The following is a 23,747-nucleotide window of genomic DNA, read 5'->3' as shown; positions in this document are numbered from 1 at the left end:
ATCTAGTATCGAGACAACCCCAATGAAGGAGAACCCCATGGCAGAGCGCTACTACGACGATGCCGCCGACCTGTCGATCATCCAGGGCAAGAAGGTCGCCGTCATCGGCTTCGGCAGCCAGGGCCACGCCCACGCCCTGAGCCTGCGCGATTCCGGAGTCGACGTCCGGATCGGCCTGGCCGAGGGCTCGAAGAGCCGCGACAAGGCCGAGGCCCAGGGCCTGCAGGTCGGCACCCCCGCAGAGGTCGCCGAGTGGGCCGACCTCATCGTCATCCTCGCCCCCGACCAGGTGCAGGCGGAGATCTACAACGAGCAGATCAAGCAGCACCTCGGCGAGGGCGACACCCTGCTGTTCGCCCACGGCTTCAACATCCGCTTCGACTACATCCAGGCTCCCGAGGGCGTCGACGTCATCATGGTCGCCCCCAAGGGCCCCGGCCACGTCGTGCGCCGCGAGTACGTCGACGGCCGCGGCGTGCCGGTGCTCGTCGCCGTGGAGAAGGACGCCTCGGGCAAGGCCTGGGACACCGTGCTGTCCTACGCGAAGGCGATCGGCGGCCTGCGTGCCGGCGGGATCAGGACGACCTTCACCGAGGAGACGGAGACCGACCTGTTCGGCGAGCAGACCGTGCTCTGCGGCGGCGTGTCCCACCTCGTGCAGTACGGCTTCGAGACGCTGACCGAGGCCGGCTACCAGCCGGAGATCGCGTACTTCGAGGTGCTCCACGAGCTCAAGCTCATCGTCGACCTCATGGTCGAGGGCGGCATCGCCAAGCAGCGCTGGTCGATCTCCGACACCGCGGAGTACGGCGACTACGTCTCCGGCCCGCGCGTCATCGGCCCGGAGGTCAAGGAGCACATGAAGGAGGTGCTCGCCGACATCCAGAACGGGAAGTTCGCGCAGCGCTTCATGGACGACCAGAAGGCCGGCGGCACCGAGTTCAAGGAGCTCCGCGCCAAGGAGGAGACGCACCCCATCGAGGCCACCGGCCGCGAGCTGCGTCAGATGTTCTCCTGGCTCAAGGACACCGACGACGACTACACCGAGGGCACTGCCGCACGGTGACCCCGTGCGCTTGAGCTGAGCCATCGCCTCCGCGGACGCGGGCAAACCGCCGAGGGGCGGGCACCGGGATCCCGGTGCCCGCCCCTCGGCGCGTGCGAGGACACGTGTGACAACACCGGCACAGCGACTGCGTCATGGGCACAGCGACTGCGTGATCGGCACAGGGGCGGGCGCCGAGGAGCCCGCATCGCGATCTACGATCGTGGACATGGCCCATCCTCCGCACCCGCACCCGCAGCGCCTCCTACGCCCGCTCGATGCGACGCCCGACGGTGCACGCTTCGCCGTCCCCGCCCGGATCTTCCCGTGGACGGGCTTCGGCTTCGGTCTCCTCGCGGTCGGTGCTGTGCCGGCGCTCGTCTTCTTGGCCTGGGCGCTCATGCTCGCCGGCGCCGGCAGTCGTGCGGAGGCGGAGTCGACGGCCTGGGCGGCCACCGGGCTGAGCGGGATCCTGCTCCTCTGGCTCGGTGTGCACCTCGGGCGCCTCGGCGCGCTGCGGCACCGGTTGGGGACACTCGATCAGGGGGTCGCCGTGCCCCCGCCCCAGGTCGTCGCGGAGTGCATCCGCCGCGACCGGGAGCTCCACGCCCGGGACGACCGGCTCCCGCCCATCCGCTTCCTCAGCCGGATCCAGATGATCGGCACTGTCATCGGCTCATGGATCCTCGACATCTGGGCCGCACTCACGCCCCCGTTCTCCGGCGGCGGGACAGGGGTGTCGCGCGAGGACATCGATGCTGGCCCTCGGCGCGCCTTCACCACCACGATGCAGCTCGCGAGCTTCTGGTCCGTGATCGGGATCGGACTGATGATCATCGCGGCTGCGGCGGAGAGCGGCCTGGCCGCGGTGCCTGGCGCCCAGTGGTGCGCGCTCGCCGGCTGGATCCTGCTGTTCGCCGCGCTGTGGGTCAAGGCCGGTCTCATGCGCGGACTCGACCGGGGCCTGGCCAACCGCCTCGGGCGGATCAGCCGGCTCGGCGCGCGGCCCGAGGATGCCGAGCGCTGGATGCACGGGCCCGGCGGCGGGCAGCAGGTGCATTACCGCCGCGTGTGAACCGCATCACCCCTGACCTGCTATCGGATAGTGTGGACCCCGTGACTGAGTATCGATTCGAGACATTCTCCCCAGCCCTGACCGACGGCGCCCCCGACCGGCGGACCGATCACTACATGCAGGCGGTGATCGCCGGATTCCACGGGAAGCGCCCCACGGACGAGCGTCTCGTCCACCGGGTCGAGAACGCGATCACCGACGGGCGGAAGCTCACCGCCGTCTACGCCGACCGGGCACCGTCCCACGCGCTGAGCGCGGAGATCCCGGTCGCGACCTTCGCCCACTTCGAGAAGCGGATGAACGTCGGCGGCGGTCGTCTCGTGCCTGCGCACCTCATCACGTGGATCACCGTGCGCCCCACCCACCGGCGGCGCGGCCTGCTCCGCTCGCTCATGACCTCCGACCTCACGCAGGCGAAGGCCGACGGCTACCCGTTCGCCGCCCTCACCGCGACCGAGGGCGGAATCTACACCCGGTTCGGGTTCGGCACCGCGACCTGGTTCACCGAGGTCGAGGTCGACACCTCGCCCGGCTTCGCACTCGCCTCCGAGGCCGACCGCCGGGTGGAGATGTGCCCGGCGTCCGCGCTTGAGGAGCTCGCCCCGGCGATCTACGCCCGTTTCCTCCAGGCCTCGCCCGGCGCGATGGAGCGCCAGCAGCTCTACACCGACGTCGCGGCCGGTTCCGTGGACCCCCGCACCGACGACGAGGACCGCTCCGTGCGCGCTGCGCTCCACTACGACGAGTCCGGCGAGCCCGACGGCTACGTGAGCTACCGGTTCCACGGCGAGACGTACTACACCGGCACCGTCGAGCTGCTCGACTTCGTCGCGGTCTCCGACGCCGCCTACTCCGCGCTGTGGGCGTTCCTCGGCGCTGTCGACCTCGTGAACACCGTGAAGTTCGGATACGCCGCCCAGAACTCCCCGCTGCCGTGGCTGCTGACCGACCCGCGCCGGGCCAAGACCGTCGGCCAGCACGACGGCGTGTGGCTGCGCATGCTCGACGTCGTCGCCGCGCTCGAGGCCCGCCCGTGGGAGGTCCCCGGCGAGCTCGTCATCAAGGTGATCGACCCCATGCACCTGGCCGAGGGCACCTACCGGGTCACCGCCGACGGCACCGATGCCGAGGTCGAGCGCGTGAGCGCCTCGGTCCCCGTCGACCTCGAGCTCGGGGTGTCCGAGCTCGGCTCGATCTACCTCGGCGGCGCGGACCCGGTGATCCTCGCCCGCGCGGGGCGGATCGTCCAGCACACCGAGGGTGCGGCCCTGCGCGCGCGTTCGATGTTCGCCCTCGAGCGCGCCCCGTACTCGCCCAACGACTTCTGAGGAGCGGGGTGCACAGGTCCATGGACGACGGCGGGAGACGCGAACTGCGGCGGCCTCTCCTCGCCATGGCGGTCATCCAATCCGTCAGCTCGATCGGAGCGTTGATCGTCGTCCTGCTCTTCTTCCCGGCTGAACCGGGTTGGCCCGGGGTCGTGCGCTGGGCCTTCGTGGTGGCCTTCGTCATGTTCCTGCTCCACGCCCTGATCTTCCTGCTGCCGAAGGCGCTGCGCGAGCGGCCGCGGGAACCGCGTCCGGGAGACCGGTCCGGGTGACCGGCCCGGTCCCGGCCGCTGCGTCGACGGCGGGCCCGCTGTTCACGATGTGACCCCCTTGTGAAAGGCTTCACAAGGGGTCGATACGATGGTGTCGATCCCGTCATCGGGCGGATGCCCAGCAGCCGCCGCCCCGTGCCGTGTGCCCGTGCCACGGCCCGACATCCACCGTCGCCGCACCCGTGCGCGCATCCGTAGGAGGAACCCGTGAGCAAGCCCGCGGTGCTCATCGCCGAGAACCTGTCGCCCGCCACCATCGAGGCGCTCGGCCCCGACTTCGAGATCCGGAGGTGCAACGGCGCAGACCGTGCCGAGCTGCTCTCCGCGATCGCCGACGTCGACGCGATCCTCATCCGCTCGGCCACGCAGGTCGACGCGGAGGCCATCGCCGCGGCGCCGAACCTCAAGGTCGTCGCCCGCGCCGGCGTCGGCCTCGACAACGTCGACGTGCCGGCGGCGACGAAGGCCGGCGTCATGGTCGTCAACGCGCCGACCTCGAACATCATCTCCGCCGCCGAGCTCACGATGACCCACCTGCTCGCCGCCGCGCGGTACTTCGGCGCCGGCAACTCCTCGCTCAAGGCCGGGGAGTGGAACCGCTCGAAGCTCACCGGTGTCGAGCTCTACGAGAAGACGCTCGGCATCGTCGGCCTCGGTCGGATCGGCGGGCTCGTCGCCGAGCGCGCCAAGTCCTTCGGGATGAAGATCGTCGGCTACGACCCCTACATCTCCCAGTCGCGCGCCGCGCAGATGGGCGTCGAGGTCATGAGCCTCGACGAGCTCCTCGCGGCATCCGACTTCATCACCGTCCACATGCCCAAGACCCCGGAGACCGTCGGGATGATCGGCCGCGAGGCGTTCGCCAAGGTCAAGCCGGGCGTGCGGATCGTCAACGTCGCCCGCGGCGGGATCATCGACGAGGAGGCGCTCGCCGCCGCCGTCGACGCCGGCCAGGTCGGCGGCGCCGGGATCGACGTGTGGAGCCAGGAGCCGCCGGAGCACTCGCGGCTCATGGAGCAGGACGCCGTCAACGTCACCCCGCACCTCGGCGCGTCGACCGACGAGGCCCAGGAGAAGGCCGGCGTCGCCGTCGCGAGGTCCGTGCGCCTGGCGCTGTCCGGGGAGCTCGTGCCCGATGCCGTCAACGTCACCGGCGGTGCGATCCACGCCGACGTGCGCCCGGGCATCCCGCTGGCGGAGAAGCTCGGCCGCGTCGTCGCCGCCCTCGCCGAAGAGCCGATCAGCCACTTCCGGTTCGACGTGCGCGGCGAGATCGCCGACAAGGACGTCTCCGTGCTCCAGCTGTCCGCGCTCAAGGGCCTGTTCCGCGACTACGTGTCCCGGCCGGTGTCCTACGTCAACGCCCCGCTGCTCGCGGAGGAGCGCGGGATGACGCTCGAGCTCACCACCGACCCCTACGTCGAGTCCTTCCGCAACGTCACGACGATCGTCGCGACGACCGCCTCGGGGCGTCAGGTGTCGGTCTCCGGCACCGTCACGGGCCCGAAGCTCGTGCAGAAGCTCACCGGGGTCGACGGCTACGAGCTCGAGATCGCGCTCACCGACCACCTGCTGATCTTCAAGTACGAGGACCGCCCCGGTGTCATCGGGCAGCTCGGGCAGGCGCTCGGCCGGAACGAGGTCAACATCGCCGGCATGCAGGTGTCCCCGGCCGGGGACGGCGGCGAGGCGCTGTCCGTCATGTCCGTCGACTCCGCCGTGACCCCCGAGGTCGTGTCCGCCCTCGCCGGTGCCGTCGGCGCCTCGCAGTTCACCGCGGTGACGCTGACGGAGGACTGAGACCCGTCACCCGGGCAGCCGTCCCGGCCTCGACGGCCGGGGCGCGCCTCAGGCGTTCCAGAGGCCGTAGGAGTCGGCGAGGCGGGCGATCTTCTTCGCACGCGCCAGACGCGGCAGATACGAGCCGTCGGTGATCTTCTCGCCGCCCGCGGCCCTGTCGAGCATCTCCCGCGCCCATCGGCGGTCGTCCTCGCTGGGGGAGAGCTCGGTGTTGAGGATGCCGATCTGCTCGAGGTCGAGCACAAGCTTGCCGGCCATGCCCATCTTCATGGTCCAGCCGCAGTCCTCGACCACCCGGTCGGCAGGTGCACCGGCCGCCGAGGGGCCGTCGATGGCACCCGGCAGCCCGCCCACCCGGGTGGCGACGACGAGCCGCGAGCGGGCGTAGGCCAGCGCCACCGGGTCGTCGGCGACGCCGGTGTCCTTGCGGAAGTCGTTGGTGCCCAGCGCCAGGCGGAAGGTGCCGGGCGCCTCGGCGATGCGGGTGGCGTTCTCGATCCCGCGCGCGGTCTCGATGAGCGCGAGCACCGGCACCCCGGCGCCGGCCCGCATCGAGGTGTAGGTCACCTGCTCCGGGTGCTCGGTGTTCGGCAGCATGATCCCGCGCAGCCCGGGCAGCGACTTGATCGCGTCGAGGTCCGGCTCCCAGTGGTCGGTGGTCGTGCCGTTGACGCGGACCCACGCCGACATCCCGCACTCGAGGGCGTGCACCACGTGCTCGCGCGCCGCGTCCTTGCCGTCCTCGGGCACCGGGGCCTCGAGGTCGAAGATCACCGAGTCCGCGTCGGAGGCCTGCGCGGCCTCGAAGGTCTCCGGCATCGCGGCGTTGACGAGCAGCCACGAGCGGGAGAGCTTCGCCGGCAGGGCGGCGGCGCGGGCGTTGCGCACCGAGTGGGTCTGCGCCTCGGCCGTGCGGGTCGCCCGCTCGGTGGTCTGCTCCGCGGTGCCGTCCGCGGCGGCAGACGGGTCGGCAGGGCGGGAGGAATCGGCAGGGCGTGCGGGGTGTTCGGCGTTCGTCGGCTGCATGGAGATCAGTCTACGGTCGCTCGGCGCCTCGGCGCGGTGCTCTCACGAGCCGGGCACGCACCGCGCAGGGATGCGGGCGGCTGGGAACCACTTCACAGGGCATTCCAGGATCCAAGACGATCCCCCGAATGGTGAGACGACTCGTAGACTGAGCCCATGACCACTTTTAGAATCGCCGTGATGCCCGGCGACGGCATCGGCACCGAAGTCATCCCCGAGGGCCTCAAGGTCCTGCAGCGCGCGATCGACGCGAGCGGGGAGCCCGTCGAGCTCGTCACCACGACCTTCGAGGCCTCTGCGAAGCGCTGGCACGAGACCGGTGAGACGCTCACCGACGCCGAGCTCGCCGACCTCCGCACCCACGATGCGATCTACTTCGGAGCCTGCGGCGACCCGAGCGTGCCCTCGGGCGTGCTCGAGCGCGGCATCATCCTCAAGATGCGATTCGGTCTCGAGCACGCGGTGAACATGCGCCCCTCGAAGTTCTTCACCGGCGCCACCTCGCCGCTGGCGGACCCGGGGGAGATCGACTTCGTCGTCGTCCGCGAGGGCACCGAGGGCTCCTACACGGGCCAGGGCGGCAGCCTGCGCACCGACACCCCGCACGAGGTCGCCACCGAGGTCTCCGTCAACACCTGGTACGGCATCGAGCGCACCGTGCGCTTCGCGTTCGAGAAGGCGCAGGCGCGGCGCCAGAAGCTCACCTACGTCCACAAGCACAACGTCATGGTCCACGCCGGGCACCTGTGGCGCCGCGTCGTCGAGCACGTCGCCCCGGAGTTCCCCGACGTCGCGGTGAACTACGAGCACACGGACGCCTGCACGATCTACATGGTGACCGACCCCGGCCGCTACGACGTCATCGTCACCGACAACCTGTTCGGCGACATCCTCACCGACCTCGCCGCCGCGGTGACCGGCGGGATCGGGCTCGCCGCCTCGGCGAACCTCAACGTCGACGGCACCGCCCCGAGCCTGTTCGAGCCGATCCACGGCTCCGCCCCGGACATCGCCGGGCAGGGGATCGCCGACCCGACCGCGACCATCCTCTCCGCCGCGCTCATGGCCGAATCGCTCGGGCTCGACGTCGTCGCGAAGACCATCCAGACCGCGGTCGAGGCGGATCTCGCCGAGCGCGGGGACGCCGAGCGCTCGACCGCCGAGGTCGGTGACGCGATCGCCGCCCGGATCGGCTGAGCGCCGCCCGGATCGGCTGAGCACCGCCCGGCGGCCGGGTCCGCGGCACCCATTCCGGGGCGCGGTGACGGGGCCCCATACCCCGCCGATGTGACCTCCGCGCGATCTGTCCGTATCGTGGGCAGTGGACCAGCGTGTGGCGCGTGACACATTCCGTGCGTGCACGTGCCGCGCGGCCCCATCCACCTGAACACCTGACTCGTAGAAGAGACCTTTCCCATGACCGAATTCCAGCTCCTCAAGAACGCGCAGCCGACCACGGAGAACGTGCGGGAGGCGATCAAGGCCGACCCCGGCTTCGGCAACCACTTCACCGATCACATGGCGCACGTGCGCTTCACCCGTGAGCAGGGATGGCACGCGCACACCGTCAAACCCTACGGTCCGCTCGTCCTCGACCCGGCCGCGGCGGTCTTCCACTACGGGCAGGAGATCTTCGAGGGTCTCAAGGCCTACCGGCATGCCGACGGCTCGATCTGGACCTTCCGCCCGGAGAAGAACGCCGCCCGGATCAACATCTCCGCCGAGCGCCTCGCCCTGCCGCAGATCGATGAGGACGACTTCGTGGGCTCGCTCAAGGCCCTCGTCGAGCAGGATGCCGCCTGGGTCCCCACGCCGCAGAACGACCTCGACGAGTGCAGCCTCTACCTGCGCCCGTTCATGATCGCCTCGGAGACCTTCCTCGGGGTGCGCTCGAGCCACGAGGTCGACTACTACGTCATCGCCAGCCCTGCCGGCGCCTACTTCCCGGGCGGCGTGAAGCCGGTCTCGATCTGGCTGTCCCCGAACCTCAAGCGCGCCAGCCACGGCGGCACCGGCTTCGCCAAGTGCGGCGGCAACTACGCCGCCTCGCTCGCCGCCGGCGACCAGGCCGCGGCGAACGGCTGTGCGCAGGTGCTCTTCACCGACGCCGCGGAGTCGAAGTACCTCGAGGAGCTCGGCGGCATGAATCTCATGCTCGTGACGAAGGACGGCAGGCTCCTCACCCCGAACCTCGGCGACTCGATCCTCGACGGCGTCACCCGCCGTTCGCTCATCGAGCTCGCCCCGCAGGTCGGCCTCACCCCCGAGGAGCGGCCGATCACCCTCGAGGAGTGGCGCGAGGGTGCGGCGTCCGGCGACATCCTCGAGGCCTTCGCCTGCGGCACCGCCGCCGTCATCACCCCGATCGGGCAGCTCAAGGGCGAGGACTTCACCATCGAGCAGAGCACGGAGCCCGGTGAGAAGTCGATGCAGCTGCGCGAGACGCTCCTCGGCATCCAGTACGGCCGCGTCGAGGACACGAACGGCTGGATGGTCCGCCTCGCCTGATCTGCAGGCACTCCGGACCGCTCCCGATCCGCCTCGCCGATCCCTCGGATCCCGTTCCCGCGGGCCGGGGGATCGGTGCGTCGGGAGGTCGCCGCCAACGGCGCGAGGGCCGCGTCCGCGCCGTCCCGCGCCCACCCATCGGATTATTGCGCGAATCTGCTAAAAAGAAGGTACGCTACCCCCATGCCTCAGACATCTGCCCCCGCGCGCCCGGCCGCGCTGCGCGCCGACGAAGTCGTCGCCGTCCTGCCCTGGAGATGGAACACCCAGGGTGCGATCTTCCTCATCGGCGGCCTCGGCTTCATGTTCGACGCCTGGGACGTCGCCCTCAACGGCTTCCTCATCCCGCTGCTGAGCGACCACTGGGACCTCACGCTCGGCCAGGCCGCCTGGATCGCCACCGCCAATCTCATCGGCATGGCCACCGGCGCCGTGGTGTGGGGCGGGATGTCGGACCGAATCGGCCGCAAGACCGCCTTCACGCTGACCCTCCTCGTGTTCTCCCTGTTCACCGTGCTCGGCGCCTTCGCGCCGAACATCCTGCTCTTCTGCATCTTCCGGTTCTTCGCCGGCTTCGGCCTCGGCGGCTGCATCCCCGTCGACTACGCCCTCGTCGGCGAGTTCACCCCGGCCAAGCACCGCGGCCGCGTGCTCACCGCGATGGACGGCTGGTGGCCGATCGGCGTCACCCTGTGCGCCTTCGTCTCCGCCTGGCTGCTCGACTTCGGCGACTGGCGCCTCATCATGCTCATCATGGTCCTGCCCGCCCTGCTCATCGTGCTCGTGCGGATCTTCATCCCCGAATCGCCGATGTACCTGATCTCCGCCGGGCAGTACGACAAGGCCGACGCGATCCTCCGCCGCCTCGTCGCACGCACCGGCTCCGACATCACCGAATGGCACTACGAGGGGCTCGGCCCCGCGGCTGCCGCCACGGCGAGCAGCACCTCGGCCACGGCCGGGCCGGCCCCGACGACCGACCCGACCCCCGAGGCGGGCATCGGGGTGCAGCGGCGCGGGGTCCTCGGGCGCGTGGCCGCGCTGACCGGGCAGATCGCCGAGCTGTGGCGGTACTCCGCGCGCGTGACCTTCACCGCGTGGCTCCTCTTCGTCGCGGTGCTCGTCCTCTACTACGCCGCGCTCACCTGGCTGCCGAAGATCCTCCGCGAGCAGGGGCTCGGCGACCAGGCGGCATTCATCGTCACCGGGCAGATGACGGCGATCGGGATCGCCGGCGTGGTGCTGTGCGCGCTGCTCGTCGAGCTCACCGGCCGCAAGTGGATGCTCGGCACCACCTCGGTCGTCGCGGCCGTCGCCCTTGTCGGCTTCGCGATCGCCCTCGACTCCTCCGGGGCCGAGCTCAACGGCGCGGCGAAGTTCTCCATCCTCGCCTTCGGGTTCTTCATCCAGATGGCGATCCCGGCGCTCTACACCTATGTCTCCGAGCTCTACCCCACCCGCCTGCGCGGTTCCGGGTTCGGCTGGGCCTCGGCCGCCTCGCGCGTGGCCACCGGAGTCGCCCCGGTGGTGTTCGGCAGCCTCATGTGGCCGGTCCTCGGGCTCACGTGGACCTTCGTCATCACCGGCGCGTTCGTGGTCCTCGCCGCTCTCGTCATGGCGTTCGCGACGCCCGAGACCACCGGCCAGGAACTCGAGTGACGCACCGCACACCCACGACGGCGCGGCGCCGGGTAGCGTGAGGCCATGACAGTCGAGAACCTCCACGCAGAGCACAAGGTCACCGGCGGCAAGCTCGTCGTCGCCGATGTCGAGACCGACGGCACCGCGATCACCGGCGCCACGATCTCCGGGGACTTCTTCCTCGAACCCGAGGAGGCGTTCTTCGACATCGCGCCCGCGCTCGTCGGCGCCTCCGTCCGGGCCGACTCCGCCGAACTCGTCCGCCGCCTCGACGCCGCGCTCGCCGCCCACGGCTCCGGGCTGCAGATGCACGGCTTCACCACCGCCGACATCGCCACCGTGGTGCGCCGGGCGGTGACGAAGGCGGCGAACTTCTCCGACTTCGACTGGGAGGTCATCCACGGCCCGGTGCTGCCGAGCCGCATCAACGTCGCCCTCGACGAGGTGCTGCTGACCGAGGTCGACGCCGGTCGCCGCCGCCCGACCCTGCGGTTCTGGGAGTGGGAGGACCGGGCGACGGTCATCGGCGCGTTCCAGTCCTACGTCAACGAGCTGCGGCCCGAGGGTGTGGAGAAGTACGGCGTCGACGTCATCCGCCGGATCTCCGGGGGCGGGGCGATGTTCATGGAGGGCGGCAACTGCGTCACCTACTCGATGTACGTGCCGGACTCGATCATCGCCGGTCTCGACTACGCGGAGTCCTACGCCTTCCTCGACCGCTGGGTCATCGCCGCGCTCGGCGACCTCGGCGTCAACGCCTGGTACGTGCCGATCAACGACATCACCTCGAGCGACGGCAAGATCGGCGGTGCCGCCCAGCGCCGCCTGACCTCGGGCACGCTGCTCCACCACGCGACCATGAGCTACGACATCGACGCCGACAGGATGGTCGAGGTGCTGCGGATCGGGGAGGCGAAGATCTCCGACAAGGGCGTGCGGAGCGCGAAGAAGCGCGTCGACCCGCTGCGCCGGCAGACCGGGGCGGACCGGCAGGAGATCATCGCGACGATGATCGACACCTTCACCGCCCGCTACGGCGCCGCCCGCGGGGAGGTGAGCGCCGCCGAGCTCGCCCGGGCCGAGGAGCTCGTCGAGTCGAAGTTCGGCACCGAGGCCTGGACCCATCGCGTCCCCTGAGCCCTCAATTCTCGAAGGTTCCTGAGAACGAAACCGCAAGAATTTGCACGGTATCGGCCGGTCCGCCTGGCCCCGCGAACGCCCCTGCCGCGCCTCCTGCGGCCGAGCGGATGACCGACTAGGCTGGGACCGACGGCGTGCACCGCGCGGACCGTCGTAGCGGCGAACCGACCAGCTGTGCGCTCTCCGCCGAGCACCCCACCGAGAAAGAGGACCCTGTGCGCCACGTAGAACCGACCGTCGAACTCCTGGCCCGGCCGTCGATCGACTGGGACGCGATGAAGAAGTACCTCGGCGAGGTCGGCGGCCTGTCCTGGGCCGAGCGCGTCGAAACGGCCGACAGCCCCGACGGCGAGGACCTCCTCGAGTTCGCCGGCCGCATGTGCTACCGCTCCTGGGAGCCGGGCCTCAACCCCAACGTGTCGCGCGTCCGCACGGACTCCGCCTCCTACCTGGGCAACGTCGTCGCCTCGCAGCACGGCTCCGTGCTCGAGCACGCGAACTACACCTTCGTCCTCCACAACGTGTCGCGCGTCCTCACCCACGAACTCATCCGCCACCGCGCCGGCTGCGCCTACTCGCAGGAGTCCCTGCGCTACGTGCGGCTCACCGAGATCCCGTTCTGGTTCCCCGACTGGGCGCGCGAGGACGAGGAGCTCATGGAGCGCAGCCTCGCCGTGCTCGACACCCTCGAGGAGCACCAGAAGTGGATGACCGAGCACTTCGGGCTCGACGACGAGGGGACGAACTTCGCGCACAAGAAGCACATGACCTCCTTCATGCGGCGCTTCGCCCCCGAGGGGCTCGGCACCGGCATCGTCTACACGGCGAACCTGCGCTCCCTGCGCCACGTCGTGGAGATGCGCACCGCGCCGGGTGCGGAGGAGGAGATCCGCCTGGTCTTCGGCAAGGTCGCCGAGATCATGAAGGCCGAGGCGCCGGCGATCTTCGCGGACTACTCCGTGGAGGACGGCGCCTGGCTGCCCGGCACCCGCAAGGCCTGACGCCGCCGCTCGACCGGCGCCGCCGTGCGGGTCAGCCCACCCGGCCCGGGGGAGGACGGCGGGCGCAGCCCGATCCGCAATCGAAAGGCATGACATGGCACACCTGTACGACGCAGAGCTCTCGCCCGGCAAGCTCGAGGCGATCGCCGCCTGGCTGCCCGGCCAGGCGTGGTCCGGAGCGGCCACCGGGGCCGAGGTCGAACGCGTGTCGAGCTACCGGTTCGACGATCCCGCCGGCGAGGTCGCGATCGAGGTCCACCTCGTCCGCGTGCCCGGCACCGAGGAGATCCTCCAGATCCCGGTGACCTACCGCGGAGCACCCCTTGAGAACGCCGAGCCCCACCTCATCACCGAGATGAGCCATTCCGTGCTCGGCACCCGGTGGGTGTACGACGGTGCCGCCGACCCGGTGTTCCTCGGAGAGCTCGAGCGCGCGATCCGCACCGGTGGGACGAACGTGCAGGAGTTCATGTCGACCGACGACGGCGAGGTCGAGCGGACGGACATCGCATCCGTACAGGGCGTCAACGACCGGGACGGATCGCATGGCCTCAGCGCCGAGGCCGCCCACCCGCTGGCCGAGACGCTGAGCTTCGACCCGAACCCGAGCCCGACGACTCTCGCCGGGACGACGATGGTGCGGGCCGGTGACGCCGATCTCGAGATCCTCCGGTTCCCGCGGGCAGCGGACTCGGAAGCGTCGTCCGGCACCGTGCTCGGTCGGCTCCTCGGCACCTGGAAGGTTCAGGACGACCCGGTGCTGCTCGCACGCCTCGTCGCTCACTGACCGCCGCCTGCGGCATGACTGAGGCCCGGGGCGGAGAGCCCCGGGCCTCAGTCATGCCGTGTCGGTCAGTGCTCAGCGGCGGGGGTCGAGCCCGCCATCGCTGCGCGGGTCGATGTAATCCGGGTGGTTCGGATCGAGCGGACGGCCCTGCTGGTCGAAGCCCTGCTGTTGGGGATCGACGGGCTGGCCCTGCTGCTCGTATCCCTGCTGGCCATAGCCCTGCTGCTGGTCGTACCCCTGCTGCTCGTACCCGCGCCGGTCATGACCCTGCTGGTCGGAGCCCTGTCCGCGCGGGTCCACCTGCTGGTCGTGATCGCGCCGGTCATGGCCGTGGCGGTTCGGATCATGCTGGTCGCGCCCGTGCTCGTCGCGACCGAGCTGGTCGTGGCCCTAACGGTGCTCATCGGCTCCGGGTCCGCGCCGGCCGTCGACGAAGTCCTGCTGCTGCGGGCCTCCGGCGTCGAGGCGCGGATCGTTCTCACGGGGCCGGTCGCCGTGTCCGGCGATGCCCGCCCCGGCAGCACCGGCACCGGCAGCGCCCGCGGCGTGGGCGCCTCGGTCGTGGTGATCGTCGCGGACACCGTCGCGGTGACCGTCGTGGTCGCGCACGCCGTCGCGGACCCCGTCGTTCACGCCGTCGCGATCGCGGATCCCGTGGTCGTCGCGGTATCCGTCGTGGTCGCGGATGCCGTCGCCGGTGCGGCCGTCGCGGTCGAGGTCGTGCCGACCGTGGTCGTCGTGGTGGCGGTCGTCATGGTGGCGGTCGTCGCGGTGTCCGTCGCCGGAGTGCGCGGCGGCTGCTCCGGCGCCCGCACCTGCGGCTCCGGCGGCGGCAGCGGTTCCGGCGCCCGGGCCGCGTCCGTCGTGGCGCCCGTCATGATGACCGTCGGTGCGAGTGCCGTCGGTGCTGACATCCGGGTCGAGGCGGTCGGCCTCGGCCTGGCGCCGGCGGACCTGTTCGCGCTCGGCCCGGATCTTCTCCTGCTCGCGAGCGATCTCCTGATCCTTGCGCTCGGCGTCGACGCGGGCGCGCTCGGCCTCGATCTTGCGGTTCTCCGCCTCGAGCTCGCGCTGGCGGACATCGAGGTCGGCCTCCTTGCTCTCCTGGCGCAGCTCTGCGGCCCGCTGACGATTCTCCTCGTCGCGGCGCTGCTGCTCGATGCGCTCGCGCTCCTTCCTCTTCTTCGAGGAATTCACGGCGAACACGATGATGCCGATGATCGCGAGGAGCACGACGATGGCCACGACGATCCAGATGATCGCTTGTGCGTTCATGATCTTTCTCCTTGGGTCCAGGAACCGGTGTGTTCCCTCTCACAAGGAACGTTACCGTCAACCGGGGGTGCGGTGAAGGATTGGAGGGGTCGGATCCTGTCGTCGGTCGCGGCGCAGGCGCCGTGATTCGACTGAGCGGTCATCGCGGAACCCGCCGCGGTGGACTCAGGGTCGGATGATCGTCATCCCCGGGTGCGTCCCGGCATCCATCGCCCGCAGCGCCTCCGGGGTCTCTTCGAGGGTGATCGTGCGGGTGACGAGGTCCTGCGGGCGCAGCGCGCCGCTGCGCACGAGGTCGAGGAGGGCCGGGTAGTCCGCGGCGGCCATCCCGTGGCTGCCGAGGAACGACAGCTCGTGGGAGATGACGCGCCCGATCGCGGCTTCGGGCGGGCCGGCGAACAGCCCGATCTGCACGTGGCGGCCGAGAGGGGCGAGGCAGAGCAGGGCGGCGTTCATCGTGTCCGCCCGGCCGAGCGCCTCGAGGGTGACGGCGGGGGCGGAACCGGCGGCGCGGACGACCTCGGCGGCCACCTCGGCCGGGGTCAGGCCGGTCGAGTCGACGAGCACCTCGGCGCCGTGGCGGGAGGCGAGGGCGAGCGCCTCGGCGCTGATGTCGACGGCCACGACGCGCGCGCCGAGCGCGCGGGCGATCATGATGGCCGACAGTCCGACCCCGCCGCAGCCGAACACGGCCAGCGTCTCCCCGGCGGCCAGGCGGGCGCGGTCGTGGAGTCCGCGGAAGGAGGTCGCGAAGCGGCAGCCGAGGCTGCAGGCGGCCTCGGCGGGGATCTCGTCGTCGACGGCGACGAGGTTGAGGTCGGCGTGGCGGATGACGACCTTCTCCGCCCAGGACCCGAAGTGGGTGAAGCCGGGCTGGGTCTGGTCCGGGCACACCTGGGCGTTGCCGCTCGCGCACCATTCGCACGCTCCGCAGCCGCCGACGAACGGCGTGGTCACGCGCTGTCCGAGCGTCCACTCCCGGACGCCCGCGCCGACCTCGACGATGTGCCCGACGAGTTCGTGACCGGGGACGTGGGGGAGGGCGACGGTGTCGTCGTGGCCGGACCAGGCGTGCCAGTCGCTGCGGCACAGGCCGGTGGCCTCGACGGCGATGACGACGCCGTCGGCGGGAGCAACCGGATCCGGGAGCTCGGCGATGGTCGGGGTGGTGCGGAAGGACTCGAAGCAGACGGCGCGCATGAGGTCATCGTAGGTCCGGCGCACCGGCCCGGTCGGGGCGTCTCAGGGTGCGGCGCCTCAGACGGTGATGCCCGCGGCGGCGAGCTCGGCCAGCAGGGTGCGGCGGATGTCCTGGGCGCGATGGCTGAACGCCTCCTGCCGGCGCATGTACTCCGCCTTGCCGGCGGCCGTCTCGATCCGCACCGGCGTGTACCCCCAGGCGCGGAGGTCGTAGGGGGAGGCCTCCATGTCGAGGCGACGGATCGCGCAGGCGAGGTCGAAGGCTTCGAGCACCGTCTCCGAGGCGACGATCGGCTCGAGCTTCATCGCCCACTTGTAGAGGTCCATGCCGGCGTGGAGGCAGCCGGGCTGCTCGTTCGCCCGCATGCCGGCGCGGGTGGGCTGCAAGGTGTTGCGCGGCACGGCGGCCGGCGTGAAGAACCGGAAGGCATCGAAGTGGCTGCACCGGATGCGGTGGGATTCGACGACGGCGTCGGTGTCGGCCTGCGAGAGCCGCAGCGGGACCTGATCGTGGCGGTGCTCGCCGGGGGACTGGCGGTAGACCATCGCCCATTCGTGGAGCCCGAAGCACCCGAGCGTCGCCTCGCGTCCGAGGGTCGAGTGGAGGAGGCCTGCGATGAATCGCGCCCCGTCGCCGCGCTCGGTGCGCCACGCGGGGAGGTCGACGAACGCCACCGCACCGGCACCGGCGGGGGAGGACCGGGTCGAGGCGCCGGCGGGGGCCTCCTCGATCCGGAACCAGCGCCGGTCGAAGGCCGCCCGGTCCTCATCCGTGGCGATCTCGACCGCGCGCCGCGCGCCGGGCTGCCAGCGGGCGAGCTTGCCGGGCTTGAAGGGGTAGTAGGTGAAGAGGAAGTCCTCGACCGGGTGGGTCTCCCCGCGGGAGCGCCGGGCGAGGTGCGCCGCGGTGCGTTCGCCGACGGTCGCCTCGTGCGCGGCGCGCAGCGCATGCCAGCTCGCTGCGGTGAGCACGGGGACCTCGACGGCGGTCTCCGGGCTGCGGGCCGAGGCGGGAGCGGTGGACGCGGTCATGACCCCCATTGTCCAGCGCGCGCCGGGTCCCGGACAAACGCGGGATCGGTGCGTGACCAGGTCTCCCGGCGCCCCTACCTCCCGCTGCGCTTCGTGCCGCGGGCAGGTGGGGCGTTCCACGGATCCTGAGGCCACGGGTGCTTCGCGTAGCGGTTCCGGTTCTCCGCCCGGACGTGGGCGTAGGCACCGTCCCAGAACGAGGCGAGGTCGCTCGTCACCGCGAGCGGCCGGCCCGCCGGCGACAGCAGGTGGAGGACGACGGGCACACCGCACACCTCCGGGCCGGTCGCCCAGCCGAAGCACTCCTGGAGCTTGACCGCGAGCACCGGCGGCACGATCCCGGACGCGTCGACCACGACTCCGTCGCCCGCGTTCCCGTCGTCATGCGCCTCCGGCTCCGGGTAGTCCAGCCGTACGGCGCGCCCGCTCGGCACCGTGACGCGCTCGGGCACGAGCTCATCGAGCCGGGCCGCCTCGGGCCACGGCAGGATCTCCTGCAGCCAGCCCACCGGCGCGCGCTCGCGCAGCCGCCCGGAGAACCGGCCGAGCAGCGCCTCCCACTGCACATCCGGCCACGGTTCCCCGAGGGCGGCATGGAGGAGGCCGAGGCGCCGGCGCAATGCCGCGAACCCTGCGCTCGGAGCGAGCACTCCGGGTCCCTGCTCAGCCACCGCGGCGGCGAGGGCGAGCTCCTCGGATGCGGACGTCGGCTTCACCGGGGTCGAGGACAGCTCGATCGCGCCGAGGCGCTCGACCCGCCGGGCCCGGATGCGCCCCTCGTGGAAGCGGGCGTCCTCCGCCGTGCGCCGCATGCCGGATGCGGCGAACTCGGCGATCTCCCGGGTGATCGGCACCGCGGCCCGGATGAGCGCACGCTCACCGGCGAGTCCGACCTCGGCGACGGCGAGCCACGCGCTGCCGGTGAGCCGCGAGTCGCGGGGGAGCACCGCCCCCGTGCCCGAGGCGAAGAGGTACTCCCCCGGGGCATCGGACCGCTCCCGGGCGATCCGGTCCGGGCGGGCGAGCGCGGCGACGAGGCCGACGGCCGTGTCCGGGGACAGGATCTCGACGAGCCCGGGCGGAATGTCGACCGCGAACCCGCCGCCGGCCCCCGCAGCCGGGTCTGCACCCGTCGCGTCCTCGGCGCCTCCGGGCGGACCGCGCCGCGCCATCCGCTCGAACCGGTCGACCTCGGTGGACCAGGCGCGGTCGCGATCACGGCGCAGCGATCGGAGCAGAGCCGGCAGGTCACCGCCCGGAGCCCGCAGCTCGAGACCGAGGGCGGCGACGACCTCGGCAGCCCGGCGTGCTCCGACGATCTGCGACCCGGCGAGGAGGCCGCGGGCGAGCCGGGGATCGGCCGGGATCCGAGCGAGCCGGCGCCCCGCCGCGGTCGCTCGCCTGGAGTCGTCGAGCGCACCGAGCCCGATGAGGGTCTCCTCGGCCGCCGCCCGCGCCCGGTCCGGCAGCGGGTCGGGCAGTCGCAGCCCGTCCCCGCCCGGTGCGCCCCAGCAGGCGAGGTCGAGCATGGCGGAGGTGAGATCGGCGGTGCGGACCTCCGGCGGGGTGTCCGCCGGCAGGCCGGCCCACTCGGATTCCGCCATGCACCGGATGACCCGGCCCGGGCCCTCGCGGGCGGCGCGGCCGGCGCGCTGGGTGCCCGCGGCCTTCGACTCCCGCACGGTGACGAGCCCGCTCATCCCGCGCACGGTGTCGAGGCGCGGCTGCCGGGACAGCCCGGCGTCGACGACGGTGCGCACCCCTGGCACGGTGAGGGAGGACTCGGCGACTGCGGTCGCGACGATGACGCGCGGGCCGCGCCCGGTCTCCCCAGACCCGGCCCCACCCGGGGCGCGCTCATTCGAACGGCCCGCTGCGGCGGGGGACAGGATGCGGTCCTGCTCGCCCGGCGGGGTGCCGCCGGACAGCGCGAACACCTCGGCGCCGGCGGGGAGCGCGCTCCTGAGCAGCCCGATGACGCGGTCGATCTCGCGCAGGCCCGGGAGGAACACGAGGACGTCCCCGGAATCGGGTTCGGCGGCAGCCGCGGCGGTCTGCCGGGCGACGTGGGCGAGGAAGTCCGGGTGGATCCCGCGCGCATCGAGCGCTCGCCGGGCCGCCGGGGCCCACCGGACCTCGAGCGGGTGGATGTCCGCGCGGGCGGTGAGGACCGGGGCCGGCGCGGCGGACGCCCCGGCGTCGCCGTCCTCACCGAGCAGCTCGGCCCAGCGTCCGGCCTCGAGCGTGGCGGACATGACGACGAGGGAGAGGTCCTCGCGGAGCTCGACGAGCTCGCGGAGCATCCCGAAGGCGAGGTCGGCGTCGAGGTGCCGCTCGTGGATCTCGTCGAGCACGACCGCGGCGGTGTCGGCGAGCTCGGGATCGCCGAGCAGACGGCGCACGAGGACGCCGTAGGTGACGAACTCCACGCGCGTGCGCCGGGAGACCGATCGGTCCCCACGGACCGTGTGGCCCACCTCCTCGCCGAGGCGTGTGCCGGTGAGCGACGCCAGGCGCCGGGCGGCGGAGCGGGCGGCCACCCGCCGCGGCTGGGCGACGACGACCCGACCGGCACCCCCAGCGGAGGCGGCGGGCGCCTCGGGCCCGGTGCCGGCGGCATCTGCGAGCGCGGTGGCGAGGGCCGGCGGCACGAGCGTCGTCTTGCCGGTGCCCGGCGGGGCCTCGATCACCGCGCGCACCGGACCGGCCGCGGCGAGTTCGGCGAGCCGGGGCAGGACGGCGGCCGCCGGGAGGCCGGCGGACAGGGCATCGAGGTCGAAGAGCGGCACGGAACCATCCTCGCACCCACCGCGGACACGGCCGATCCGCCCCGTGTCCGTCCCCCTGCGTAGACTGACCCCATGCGCATCGCACGATTCATCCATGAGGACGCACCCGCCTACGGAGTCGTCGAGGGCGACCTGCCCGAGGTCGACTCCGACGGAACGCTCGACACCTCGGGCCTGCAGATCGCGGTCCTCGACTCGGACCCCTTCTTCAGCCCCGCCCAGTCGACCGGCACCCGGCTGGCCTACGACGACGTCCGGCTGCTCGCCCCGATCATCCCGCGCTCCAAGGTCATCGGCGTGGGCCGCAACTTCGCCGACCACGCCAAGGAGCTCGGCAACGAGGTGCCGGTGTCGCCGCTGACCTTCTTCAAGCCGAACACCGCCGTGGCGGGCCCCGGCGACCCGATCCGGCTGCCGGCGATCAGCGAGCACGTGTCCTACGAGGCCGAGCTCGCCGTGGTGATCTCCCGTGTCGCCAAGCGGGTCCCGGCGGAGAAGGCCTACGACCACGTGCTCGGCTACACCGCCGGCAACGACGTCACCCTGCGTGACATCCAGAAGACGGACAAGCAGTGGTCCAGGGCCAAGGGCTTCGACACCTCCGCGCCGCTCGGTCCGTGGATCGAGACCGACATGGACCCCGAAGGCGTGCGCATCCGCTCCTGGGTCGACGGCGAGCTCAAACAGGACGGGAACACGAACGACTACATCTTCGACATCCCCACCCTCATCGAGCACCTGAGCGAGACGATCACCCTGCTGCCCGGCGACGTCATCCTCACCGGCACACCTGCCGGCGTCGGGGAGATCGTCGCCGGCAACCGCGTCGACATCGCGATCGACGGCCTCGGCCTGCTCTCCAACCCCGTCATGGACGCCTGAACCCGGCGCCCCGCCCGGCACCCGCACCCACCCGGTGCGCGCCGCCCCCACCGCACCTGTCGATCGAAAAGGAACCCCATTGAGCGTCAGAGTCCGCTTCTGCCCATCGCCCACCGGCACCCCGCACGTCGGGATGGTGCGCACCGCCCTGTTCAACTGGGCCTACGCCCGGCACACCGGCGGCACCTTCGTGTTCCGCATCGAGGACACCGACGCCGCCCGCGATTCCGAGGAGAGCTTCGGCCAGGTTCTCGAGGCGATGCGCTGGCTCGGCCTCGACTGGGACGAGGGCATCGACGTCGGCGGGCCGCACGGCCCCTACCGGCAGTCGCAGCGCGGTGACATCTACGCAGACGTCATCGAGAAGCTCACCGCCGGCGGTCACCTCTACGAGTCCTTCTCCACGAACGAGGAGGTCGAGGCGCGCCATCGGGCCGCCGGGCGCGACTCCAAGCTCGGGTACGACGGCTTCGACCGCGACCTCACCGAGGAGCAGAAGGCCGCCTTCCGTGCCGAGGGCCGCGAGCCGGTGCTCCGCGTGCGGATGCCGGACGAGGACATCACCTGGACCGACCTCGTGCGCGGGGAGATCACCTTCAAGGCCGGCACCGTGCCGGACTTCGTCGTCGTGCGCGCCAACGGGCAGCCGCTCTACACCCTCGTCAACCCCGTGGACGACGCCCTCATGGGCATCACCCACGTGCTCCGCGGCGAGGACCTCCTGTCCTCCACCCCGCGCCAGCTCGTCCTGTTCGAGGCGCTCAAGGCGATCGGCATCGCGGAGCAGACGCCTGAGTACGGCCACCTGCCCTACGTCATGGGCCAGGGCAACAAGAAGCTGTCGAAGCGCGACCCGGAGTCGAACCTCTTCCTCCACCGCGACAACGGATTCATCCGCGAGGGGCTCATCAACTACCTCGCGCTGCTCGGCTGGTCGATCGGCCCGGACCGCGACGTGTTCTCCGTCGAGGAGTTCGTCTCCGCCTTCGACATCCACGACGTCAACCCGAACCCCGCGCGCTTCGACGTCAAGAAGGCCACCGCGATCAACGCCGACCACATCCGGCTCCTCGACGAGGCCGACTTCACCGCGCGCCTCATCCCCTACCTGCAGGACGCCGGCGTGCTCTCCGGCGAGCCGGACGCACGCGAACGCGAGATCCTCGCCGCCGCGGCCCCGCTCGTCCAGACCCGCATGAATCTGCTCGGCGAGGCCCCGGACCTGCTGCGGTTCCTCTTCGTGTCCGACGCCGAGCTCGAACTCACCGAGGACGGGCTCAAAACGCTCAAGGACACCGCGCCGCAGGTGCTCGCCGCGTCCCTCGAGGTGCTCGAGCCGCTCGACGACTGGACGACCGCGGCGATCCAGGACGCGCTCACCGCGAAGCTCGTCGACGAGCTCGGGATCAAGCCCCGGCTGGCGTTCGGGCCGCTGCGCGTCGCCGTGTCCGGTCGCCGCGTGTCCCCGCCGCTGTTCGAGTCGATGGAGATCCTCGGCAAGGACTCCTCGCTCACCCGCCTGCGGGCGCTCGCCGCGCACCTCGCGCAGTGACCCAGGCGGCAGGCGGCGGCGCGCCGGACGGGCATCGGATCCGCACCGCGCGGCTGCCGGGCCTCGAGCTCGAGGAGCACACGGTCAGTGTGCCCCTCGACCACGCCGGTTCCACCCCGGGCACGCTCGAGGTTTTCGCCCGGGTTGTCGGCCGGCCCGGCTCCGCCGAGCCCGGGGCGCAGAAGCCCTATCTCCTCTACCTCCAGGGCGGTCCCGGGGCCGAGGCGTTCCGTCCCACCCGCACCGACCCGGCCTGGCTGCCGCGTGCACTCGAGGACTACCGCGTCGTCCTCCTCGACCAGCGCGGCACCGGGCGCTCGACCCCGGTCGGGATCGTCGACGGGCGGGTCACCGGCGTGCCCGCGGAGCTCGCCGCGCCGCCGCAGACCGACCGCGCGGCCGAGGCGCTCGCCGACCACCTCGCCCACTACCGGGCCGATGCGATCGTCGAGGATGCGGAGATCCTGCGCCGTGCGCTCGGAACCCAGCAGTGGAGCGTGCTCGGCCAGTCCTTCGGCGGGTTCTGCACGCTGCACTACCTGTCCGCCCACCCGGACGGCGTCGCCGAGGCGTTCTTCACCGGCGGACTGCCCGCCGTCGGCGCCCCGGGCGCACCGCAGCCCGCACCGGCGGACGTCTATGCCCGGACCTGGGCGACCATGAGCGCGAGATCCCAGGCCTTCACCCAGCGCTACCCGCACGCCGGCGAACGACTCGCGGCACTCGCCGCCCGCGCCGCAGGCGCCGGCATCAGCCTGCCGGACGGCACGCTCGCCGGGCCTGCCCACGTGCGCTCGCTCGGGCACCTGCTCGGCGCCTCGGGCGGGGTCGAGCGGCTTCTCGCGCTCCTCGACCACGACATCGACACCGCAGCCTTCCGCGCCGACCTGCTCGCCGCGCTCCCGTTCGGCGCTCGCAATCCCCTCTACGCCGTGCTCCACGAGAGCTGCTGGGCCAGCGGCCATCGCACCGACTGGGCAGCGGCCCGGACGATGCCCGCATCAGCCGCCGCGGAGCCCACCCTGCTCTCCGGGGAGCACATCCTGCCGGAGCACTTCACCACCGGGCTGCTGCAGGCGTGGGAGTCCACCGCGCACGCACTCGCCGCCCGGGACTGGCCGGAGCTGTGGGACCCGGCCGCACTCGCCCGCACCTCGGTCCCGGCGGCGGCCGCCGTCTACTTCGACGACGCCTACGTGCCGCGCGAGCTCTCGCTCGCCACCGCAGAGCTCGTGCCCGGGCTGCGCACCTGGGTGACGAACGAGTACGAGCACAACGGGCTGCGCGCCTCGGGCCCGGCGGTGCTCGACCGGCTCATCCGGATGGTCCGCGACGAGGTGTGAGACGCCGTGCGCGGTGGGGATGAGATTGTCACGCCGAGCACATGCGCCGTT

Annotated in this window: 19 protein-coding genes; 15 read left to right on the top strand and 4 right to left on the bottom strand. The window is 71.8% G+C overall.

Annotation, left to right across the window (positions count from 1 at the left end; all coding sequences use genetic code 11):
• The first annotated feature begins 37 nt into the window (after nucleotides 1–37).
• The 5 genes from ilvC (at nucleotide 38) to serA (ending at nucleotide 5,520) form a co-directional block, all read left to right on the top strand.
• Nucleotides 38–1,066 carry a ketol-acid reductoisomerase gene (gene ilvC, locus FDF13_RS14075; RefSeq protein ID WP_137320196.1) on the top strand — a complete coding sequence of 343 codons (1,029 nt, stop codon included), beginning with the start codon at nucleotides 38–40 and terminating at the stop codon, nucleotides 1,064–1,066.
• A gap of 208 nt (nucleotides 1,067–1,274) precedes the next feature.
• Nucleotides 1,275–2,120: a hypothetical protein gene (locus FDF13_RS14070; RefSeq protein WP_137320195.1), complete on the top strand. Its 846-nt coding sequence runs from the start codon at nucleotides 1,275–1,277 to the stop codon at nucleotides 2,118–2,120.
• A gap of 41 nt (nucleotides 2,121–2,161) precedes the next feature.
• Nucleotides 2,162–3,448, top strand: coding sequence for a GNAT family N-acetyltransferase (locus FDF13_RS14065; protein ID WP_137320194.1), 1,287 nt, complete (start codon nucleotides 2,162–2,164; stop codon nucleotides 3,446–3,448).
• A 20-nt stretch (nucleotides 3,449–3,468) separates the two neighbouring features.
• On the top strand, nucleotides 3,469–3,720 hold the full coding sequence (locus tag FDF13_RS14060; RefSeq protein WP_137320193.1) for a hypothetical protein: 252 nt from the start codon (nucleotides 3,469–3,471) through the stop codon (nucleotides 3,718–3,720).
• A gap of 207 nt (nucleotides 3,721–3,927) precedes the next feature.
• Entirely contained in the window at nucleotides 3,928–5,520 is a 1,593-nt protein-coding gene (serA, locus tag FDF13_RS14055) for a phosphoglycerate dehydrogenase (protein ID WP_137320192.1), read from the top strand.
• Between the two features lie 48 nt (nucleotides 5,521–5,568).
• On the opposite strand, the gene FDF13_RS14050 is transcribed toward serA, so the two are convergent.
• Complete coding sequence (locus tag FDF13_RS14050) at nucleotides 5,569–6,546, bottom strand: CoA ester lyase (RefSeq protein WP_137320191.1); 978 nt, start codon at nucleotides 6,544–6,546, stop codon at nucleotides 5,569–5,571.
• Between the two features lie 156 nt (nucleotides 6,547–6,702).
• Between FDF13_RS14050 and FDF13_RS14045 the strand changes: the two genes are divergently transcribed.
• The 7 genes from FDF13_RS14045 (at nucleotide 6,703) to FDF13_RS14010 (ending at nucleotide 15,024) form a co-directional block, all read left to right on the top strand.
• Nucleotides 6,703–7,743 carry a 3-isopropylmalate dehydrogenase gene (locus FDF13_RS14045; protein ID WP_137320190.1) on the top strand — a complete coding sequence of 347 codons (1,041 nt, stop codon included), beginning with the start codon at nucleotides 6,703–6,705 and terminating at the stop codon, nucleotides 7,741–7,743.
• Nucleotides 7,744–7,962: 219 nt separating this feature from the next.
• Nucleotides 7,963–9,054: a branched-chain amino acid aminotransferase gene (locus FDF13_RS14040; RefSeq protein ID WP_137320189.1), complete on the top strand. Its 1,092-nt coding sequence runs from the start codon at nucleotides 7,963–7,965 to the stop codon at nucleotides 9,052–9,054.
• Between the two features lie 183 nt (nucleotides 9,055–9,237).
• On the top strand, nucleotides 9,238–10,713 hold the full coding sequence (locus tag FDF13_RS14035; RefSeq protein ID WP_137320188.1) for an MFS transporter: 1,476 nt from the start codon (nucleotides 9,238–9,240) through the stop codon (nucleotides 10,711–10,713).
• Between the two features lie 45 nt (nucleotides 10,714–10,758).
• A complete protein-coding gene (locus FDF13_RS14030) occupies nucleotides 10,759–11,832 on the top strand; it encodes a biotin/lipoate A/B protein ligase family protein (protein WP_137320187.1) in 1,074 nt (357 codons plus the stop codon).
• 218 nt (nucleotides 11,833–12,050) lie between these two features.
• Nucleotides 12,051–12,836 carry an FAD-dependent thymidylate synthase gene (thyX, locus tag FDF13_RS14025; RefSeq protein ID WP_137320186.1) on the top strand — a complete coding sequence of 262 codons (786 nt, stop codon included), beginning with the start codon at nucleotides 12,051–12,053 and terminating at the stop codon, nucleotides 12,834–12,836.
• 94 nt (nucleotides 12,837–12,930) lie between these two features.
• Entirely contained in the window at nucleotides 12,931–13,623 is a 693-nt protein-coding gene (locus tag FDF13_RS14020; RefSeq protein ID WP_137320185.1) for a hypothetical protein, read from the top strand.
• Nucleotides 13,624–13,746: 123 nt separating this feature from the next.
• Nucleotides 13,747–15,024, top strand: coding sequence for a hypothetical protein (locus FDF13_RS14010; protein ID WP_175406990.1), 1,278 nt, complete (start codon nucleotides 13,747–13,749; stop codon nucleotides 15,022–15,024).
• A gap of 39 nt (nucleotides 15,025–15,063) precedes the next feature.
• On the opposite strand, the gene FDF13_RS14005 is transcribed toward FDF13_RS14010, so the two are convergent.
• The 3 genes from FDF13_RS14005 to FDF13_RS13995 form a co-directional block, all read right to left on the bottom strand.
• Nucleotides 15,064–16,098 carry an alcohol dehydrogenase catalytic domain-containing protein gene (locus FDF13_RS14005; protein ID WP_137320183.1) on the bottom strand — a complete coding sequence of 345 codons (1,035 nt, stop codon included), beginning with the start codon at nucleotides 16,096–16,098 and terminating at the stop codon, nucleotides 15,064–15,066.
• A 57-nt stretch (nucleotides 16,099–16,155) separates the two neighbouring features.
• The gene (locus FDF13_RS14000; protein ID WP_247423875.1) at nucleotides 16,156–17,130 is read right to left on the bottom strand and encodes a 3-methyladenine DNA glycosylase; all 975 of its coding nucleotides are present in this window, start codon (nucleotides 17,128–17,130) and stop codon (nucleotides 16,156–16,158) included.
• A gap of 74 nt (nucleotides 17,131–17,204) precedes the next feature.
• On the bottom strand, nucleotides 17,205–19,919 hold the full coding sequence (locus FDF13_RS13995) for an ATP-dependent RNA helicase (RefSeq protein ID WP_254668824.1): 2,715 nt from the start codon (nucleotides 19,917–19,919) through the stop codon (nucleotides 17,205–17,207).
• Nucleotides 19,920–19,991: 72 nt separating this feature from the next.
• Between FDF13_RS13995 and FDF13_RS13990 the strand changes: the two genes are divergently transcribed.
• The 3 genes from FDF13_RS13990 (at nucleotide 19,992) to FDF13_RS13980 (ending at nucleotide 23,696) form a co-directional block, all read left to right on the top strand.
• Nucleotides 19,992–20,801 carry a fumarylacetoacetate hydrolase family protein gene (locus FDF13_RS13990; RefSeq protein WP_137320181.1) on the top strand — a complete coding sequence of 270 codons (810 nt, stop codon included), beginning with the start codon at nucleotides 19,992–19,994 and terminating at the stop codon, nucleotides 20,799–20,801.
• A gap of 133 nt (nucleotides 20,802–20,934) precedes the next feature.
• Entirely contained in the window at nucleotides 20,935–22,353 is a 1,419-nt protein-coding gene (gene gltX / locus FDF13_RS13985; protein ID WP_247423992.1) for a glutamate--tRNA ligase, read from the top strand.
• A complete protein-coding gene (locus tag FDF13_RS13980; protein ID WP_254668823.1) occupies nucleotides 22,350–23,696 on the top strand; it encodes an alpha/beta fold hydrolase in 1,347 nt (448 codons plus the stop codon). Before gltX ends, FDF13_RS13980 begins: the two co-directional genes overlap by 4 nt.
• The last annotated feature ends 51 nt before the right edge of the window (nucleotides 23,697–23,747 follow it).

It is taken from the genome of Brevibacterium sp. CS2, assembly GCF_005280295.1.
Taxonomy (GTDB): domain Bacteria; phylum Actinomycetota; class Actinomycetes; order Actinomycetales; family Brevibacteriaceae; genus Brevibacterium; species Brevibacterium pityocampae.
This window is presented reverse-complemented; position numbering and strand designations above follow the sequence as displayed.